Genomic DNA, 6,044 nt, shown 5'->3' with positions numbered 1-6,044 from the left:
CACCTTGAATGCTACTCTCAAGTTGACATGTCAGGTAAAAGAAATCATTCTGTTCACAGCAAAAACCAATAAAAAACAAACAAGCGGGTTTCCACAATGAAAAAAATGAAAAATCTATTTGCTGTATTTTCTGTCATATCTTGTCTCGGCTTCCTTATTCCCGGGTCCGCATCTGCCGAAGATCATACAATCGGCGCGCTCTTTCCGTTAAGCGGACCTAACGCGACATATGGCGACGTCTTCATGTCCGGCTCTGATCTTGCCGTTGACCATGTCAACGCGGATAAAATGCTGAGCGGTCCTATGTCGATTGCCTATGAAGATAGCCAGGGCCTCCCGCAGCCAGCTGTTGTCGGGATGACAAAGCTCGTGAATGTCACGAATGTGCCCTATGTACTGTCCGCCTTCACCGGCGTGTCAAAAGCGATTTCCACATTGGGAACACGAAATGAAGTCGTTGCTGTCAATGGCGGGGGCGTTGGTCCCGATCTGGCGGCGCTTGGGGAGTATTTCTGGAATGTGATTCCTCTCGTTAATCTCGAAGTTCGTGCTGTTATGCCTTATCTTGTCAAAGAAAAAGGCGTAAAGCGCGTTGTGCTTATCTACATCGATGATCCGTTTGGCAACTCCATCCTTGAAGAGCTGGAAGCAACGTTGAAAGATGCGGGCGGTGAGCTGGTTGAGGCAATGTCTGTTCCCACGACAGCTCAGCAGTTTTCCGGTATCGCGGCGAAGGTTCGTGCGGCCAAGCCGGATGCGGTCTATATCGCCAGCTACGGGGCGCAGCAAATCCAGATCGTCAAGCAACTGCGCGACAATGGTGTGGACCAACAGCTGATTACTTATTCCGGATATCTGGTGCCGGACGCACTCGCCTTGCCGGAATCCGAGGGCATTATCGCGACGGGCCAGGGCGTGAACTATAATTCCGACGATCCAATCACCAAGCGGTTCGTCACGGATTATAAGGCGAAGTACGATCGCGACCCAACCGCCTATAACGTTAACTATTATAACGCGACGCTGTTGTATGCGATCCTGGCGCAGGCTCTGGAAGCCGAGGGTAAAGAAGTGACCGGTGCTAACTTGCTGGCGAAACGGCAGGAAACGGATAGCTTTGACCTTGTCGGAGGAACTGTTTCCTTCCAGAGCAACGGCACATTGTTGTTTCCCATTCAGGTGAAAGTCGTCAAGGACGGCAAGACTGAAGTTATCGATACCATCGATTTCGGCAAATAAGTAGAAATAGGTAGCAAATGCTTGCGTTACAGCTGACGATCGCCGGTCTTCAGACCGGCGCTCTCTATGCCCTTACGGCCGTTGGGTTTTCGTTGATTTTCGGGTCTACCCGGATATTTCACTTTGCGCATGGGGCAACCTTCATTATTGCCGCATATCTCTTCTACTTTGTGAATGTATCCGGGTATGGCGTGATTATGGGCGTTGTTGCCGCGACGGCGGGGGCGATAATCTTCGGATTGCTCTTGAACCGGTTTGTGTATGTGCCAATTCAGCGTGATGAAGGTTCGTTCTTTACAGTATTTGTAGCCTCCTTTGGCATCGGGATCGTTATCGAAAATGTCGTCGGGATGATTTTTGGCCGCGGTTTCGTCACTGTCCAGACACCCCTTTCCTTCTCTGTCGAGCTAATGGATGGGCTCTATGTCTCGCCGTTGGCTTGGATATCCATGCTGTGCGCGGCCATTTTCTTCGGCATTCTCTGGTGTTTTCTTAAATACAGCCAAATGGGAAAGGCCCTGCGAGCCTTGTCTGATAACCCGGAACTAGTCCGGGTTTTCGGATTAAATCCGCGCTTTATATCGGCTTGTGCGTTTACGATCGGGTCCATTCTGGTCGTCCCTGCGGCAATTATTTCAGGGGCAACGTCGGGCCTGAACCCTTCGATGGGGCATCACGTCATGCTGATCTCCCTGGCGGCGACAATTGTTGGCGGTATAGGGAGTGTTGCAGGCACGTTGCTTGCCGGTCTTGCCCTCGGCCTTGCCGAAAGCCTTGCGCTTCTTTACGTGGATTCGCAATGGACTGAGGCGGTAACTTTCGCAATTTTGTTCCTCTTTATTATTGTTCGTCCGTCCGGCCTTTTAGGTCGTTCCGCGGCTCATTGAGGAGGGGAATACTGTGGAAGCTTATCTGCTGAACCTCGTCATTCTTATTTCGATCTACTCGATCCTTGGCGTTACCCTGAACTTCATCATGGGGTATGCGGGTATCTACTCTCTTGCGCATGCCGTTTTCTTCGGCGTTGGCGCCTATGCGGGAACCTTCATGGCGATGCATGTCAATGCATCGATTTTTGTCACCCTGCCTGTGGCGATGGCGGCGGGCGCTATCCTTTCCTTGATCCTTGCCTTGCCGGCCTTGCGTGTACGCGGTGAGTATTTCGTGGCGGCGTCGTTGGGTTTGCAGGTCCTGGCCGTCACTATTTTCTCTGAATGGAAAAGTGTGACCGGCGGCATTGGCGGTTTGATCGGTATACCGCCCCTGGATGTAGCCGGCTTTGAGGTGTTCAAGCCCAGCCAGTTTATTTTCGTTACGGTGGGCGCGCTGATCATTATCCTTTTCATCATAAACCGTCTTGTCCATTCCAGTTTTGGACGTAGCCTGCGGGCCATACGTGACAGCGAAAGTGCGGCGGCCGCATTTGGCAAGAATGTTCCGCTTATTAAAACCATTTCCGTTGTTATTTCATCGGCACTTACAGCGGTGGCTGGCGTGCTGTATGCGAGCTATCTCAGTTTCATCAATGTGGAAAGCTTCAAGCTTGATACATCCGTTCTGATCATGGCCATGGTGATTATTGGCGGGACCGGGACGCAGGCCGGACCAATTGTCGGGGCCGCGTTGTTACTCTTGCTGCCGAGCCTGATAAGTTATCTGGATTTCCTTCCACAAACAGAGATCGGATCAATCCAGCAAATCATCTATGGCCTTGGTATGGCGCTGCTCATGATTTACCGACCGGGCGGAATTGTTGGACGCAAGAAGCAATCTGAAACAGGAAAAGAGTAATGGTTGCATCAACTGCGGACACGCAAGAAGTCCTGATGGAAATTCGTAATGTTGACAAGGCGTTTGGGGGCGTGAAGGCTGTCGATGATGTCTCCATGGATTTGCGTGCGGGTATTATTACCACTCTCGTGGGGCCTAATGGCGCTGGCAAAACGACGCTTTTTAACCTGATCACCGGTGAATTGTCGAAGGATAGCGGATCCATTAAATGGCTCGGCAATCCGATCAACAAGATTAAACCCTACCAGGCGGCCCGCGCGGGCATTTTGAGAACATTTCAGGATCTGCGGCTGTTCAATGAAATGTCTGTCGAAGACAATATCCTGACATCGATCGAAGATAATTCCGTGCCTGTTCTTTTAACTAAAAGCCAGCGTACGGCGCGCCGTGAAAAAGTGGACTATGCCTTGAATCGGGCAGGCCTTTTCACCAAACGCAAGATACGGGCGAAGGACCTTGCCTATGCGGAGCGGAAATTCCTCTCCATGGCGCGTGTGATGGCAACAGACGCACGGCTTTGGCTGCTGGATGAACCGGCGTCGGGTCTTGATCCGAATTCTTACGAGAAATTTCTGGAGATCCTGCGCGAAGAAGTGAAGCAGGGCGTGACCGTCTGCATTATCGAGCATAACCTTGATATTGTTATTGGTATTTCTGACCGGATTGCTTTTCTTGACCGGGGAAAACTGCTGGCGGATGGAGAGCCGCAAAGCGTTCTGAATGATCCCGAATTGAGAGCGATTTACTTTGGAGAGCGCACATGAGCAAATCTGTCGTTCTGGCCACACAAAATATTACCGCAGGGTATGGCGGGCATCCCGCCATCAATGACATCACGGTTGAACTGCGAGAGGATGAGGTCCTGTGCCTGATCGGTCATAATGGGGCAGGGAAGTCGACGCTGCTGAAATGCATGTTTGGTCTTCTAGGTTCAGAGTCGGGTGTTATCACGATTGATGGGCAGGTAACGACGAAAGAAACCGCCCGCGAAATTGCTGATCGCGGCGTGGCCATGGTCCCGGAAGGGCGCGGGGTTTTCCCCAGCCTGACGGTGCGTGATATTTTTTCTCTTGGTATGCATGCGGCGGGAGTTCCCAAGAAGGAACAGTCAGACCGGGTTGAGTGGGTGCTTGAAATCCTGCCTGCGATAAAGGAATTTATGAACCGGCCGGCCGGGACCCTGTCCGGCGGGCAGCAGCAAATGGTGTCGATCGGTCGGGCACTCCTGAACCGACCGCGCATTCTGTTGATGGATGAGCCTTCCATTGGACTTGCGCCAAAACTATTTCAGGACCTGCTCGCGCCGATCCGTGCCCTGCAGCAGCGGGAGAAGCTTTCCATCCTTCTGGTGGAACAGAATGTACGCGAAGCGCTTAAAATCTCTGATCGTGCGGTTGTTATGAAATCAGGCGCCATGATCTGGGAGGGACTGCCCGACGAGCTTCAGGATAACGAACGGCTCATGGAACTTTACTAATGGCGTTCACAGAACTTACTTTCGATAGCGGCCTTAAGGATCGGATTGCATTGGAAAAGGCCGGGGATAACCGGCCGATCTTTGTTACCGAGGATGAAACGGCAATTACACCATCCGCATTTGAAGAAATGGTGTCCGCAAGTGCTGCCTGGCTTGTGTCGCGCGGGATTACCGAAGGGGACAGGGTGGCCATCTGGCTCCCGAATAAAATTGAATGGATGTCGTTGCTGTTTGCCTGCGCCCGGATTGGGGCCATCGTCGGGGCGGTGAATACCCGTTATCGCACGGCCGAGCTACAGCATATCCTTAAATCCAGTGGCGCCAGGATGCTGATATTCGAGGGGCGAAACAGTTACACGGATTTTCATGCCTTGATAGGGGAGCTTGATTTTTCTGAGCTGCCGGAACTGGAAATGCTCGCTCGTATAGACAAGGACAGTGATCCGCTTCCGCCCTTAAATAATATCGAGATTGATACGTTCGCGATGGACGCGTCCTTGCCGACGCCAACCTCTGCCGGAACACCGGATAGCCCGATCCTGCTGTTTACAACGTCAGGCACAACCAACGCGCCAAAGCTTGTTGTTCATATACAGCGTGCCGTCGGGCTTCATGCCAATAACTGCGCAAAGGCATTGGGTTTCGATAAAGACGGTGCGCGGTTTCTTGCCGTTATGCCTTTTTGCGGCGTATTTGGATTGAGCCCGACACTTGCCGCGATAGCGGGGGGCGCGCCGGTCTACCTCAATACCCAGTTCAATATCGACCTGCTTGTCAGGACGGCAAAAGCGAATGCGATAACGCATCTGTTCGGGAGCGATGAGATGTATCATCAGATCTGGCAGACGGATAAGGAAGCCTTGGCTCATGCGCGAATTTGCGGCTTTGCCTCCTTCACGCCGGGAATGGAAGAGAAGCTGCGTCATATGGCTGCCTCCGGTGTTCCTTTGGCCGGGCTTTATGGTGCCAGTGAACTGCACGCCATATTATCGACGCAGCCTCTGTCTTTGCCGATTGAGCAGAGATTGCAAGGCGGCGGGGAGTTTGCCGGCGCGTCGACAGAAATTCGCGTGCGCAATACGGAAACAGGCGAACTTTGCGCAACCAATGAAGTTGGCGTTCTGGAATTTCGGGCGCCGACAAATTTTATCGGTTACTTCCGCAATAAAGAGGCAACGTCAAAGGCCATCGATGAAGAAGGGTTTTTCCATAGTAACGATGTGGGTTATGTCCGCGATGACGGCACCTATGTCTATATGGCGCGGAATGGGGACTTCCTTCGTCTTTCCGGATTCCTCACCGATCCGAAGGAAATTGAGGAAGTGATCGAGCAAAATGACTCCGTCGAAAAATGCCAGGTCGTCGGTATAGAGTTTGATGGAAAAACGCGGCCTGTGGCGTTTGTCATTGCCTCCGATGCGGGGCACCCGCCAATCGAAGAAGACGTTATCAGCAATGCAAAAGCAGCGTTGGCGCATTACAAGGTTCCGCTCAATGTGATCGTAATCGATGCGTTTCCAACGACAGAAAGCGCAAA

6 protein-coding genes are annotated in these 6,044 nt (G+C 52.2%); all 6 read left to right on the top strand.

Annotated elements, in window-relative coordinates; genetic code table 11:
- The first annotated feature begins 96 nt into the window (after positions 1–96).
- Positions 97–1,239, top strand: coding sequence for an ABC transporter substrate-binding protein (locus P1U71_RS17550; protein ID WP_367281217.1), 1,143 nt, complete (start codon positions 97–99; stop codon positions 1,237–1,239).
- 17 nt (positions 1,240–1,256) lie between these two features.
- Positions 1,257–2,126 carry a branched-chain amino acid ABC transporter permease gene (locus tag P1U71_RS17545; RefSeq protein ID WP_301106969.1) on the top strand — a complete coding sequence of 290 codons (870 nt, stop codon included), beginning with the start codon at positions 1,257–1,259 and terminating at the stop codon, positions 2,124–2,126.
- A 13-nt stretch (positions 2,127–2,139) separates the two neighbouring features.
- Positions 2,140–3,030 carry a branched-chain amino acid ABC transporter permease gene (locus P1U71_RS17540; RefSeq protein WP_227952391.1) on the top strand — a complete coding sequence of 297 codons (891 nt, stop codon included), beginning with the start codon at positions 2,140–2,142 and terminating at the stop codon, positions 3,028–3,030.
- Positions 3,030–3,794, top strand: coding sequence for an ABC transporter ATP-binding protein (locus P1U71_RS17535; protein WP_301106968.1), 765 nt, complete (start codon positions 3,030–3,032; stop codon positions 3,792–3,794). Before P1U71_RS17540 ends, P1U71_RS17535 begins: the two co-directional genes overlap by 1 nt.
- Positions 3,791–4,507: an ABC transporter ATP-binding protein gene (locus tag P1U71_RS17530; protein ID WP_301106967.1), complete on the top strand. Its 717-nt coding sequence runs from the start codon at positions 3,791–3,793 to the stop codon at positions 4,505–4,507. Before P1U71_RS17535 ends, P1U71_RS17530 begins: the two co-directional genes overlap by 4 nt.
- On the top strand, positions 4,507–6,044 hold a 1,538-nt coding region (locus P1U71_RS17525), incomplete at its 3' end, for an AMP-binding protein (protein ID WP_301106966.1). The genes P1U71_RS17530 and P1U71_RS17525, both read left to right, overlap by 1 nt.

The organism is Sneathiella sp., assembly GCF_029233945.1.
Taxonomy (GTDB): Bacteria; Pseudomonadota; Alphaproteobacteria; order Sneathiellales; family Sneathiellaceae; genus Sneathiella.
The sequence above is the reverse complement of the archived record's forward strand: the minus strand, read 5'-3'. Positions and strand labels throughout refer to the sequence as shown.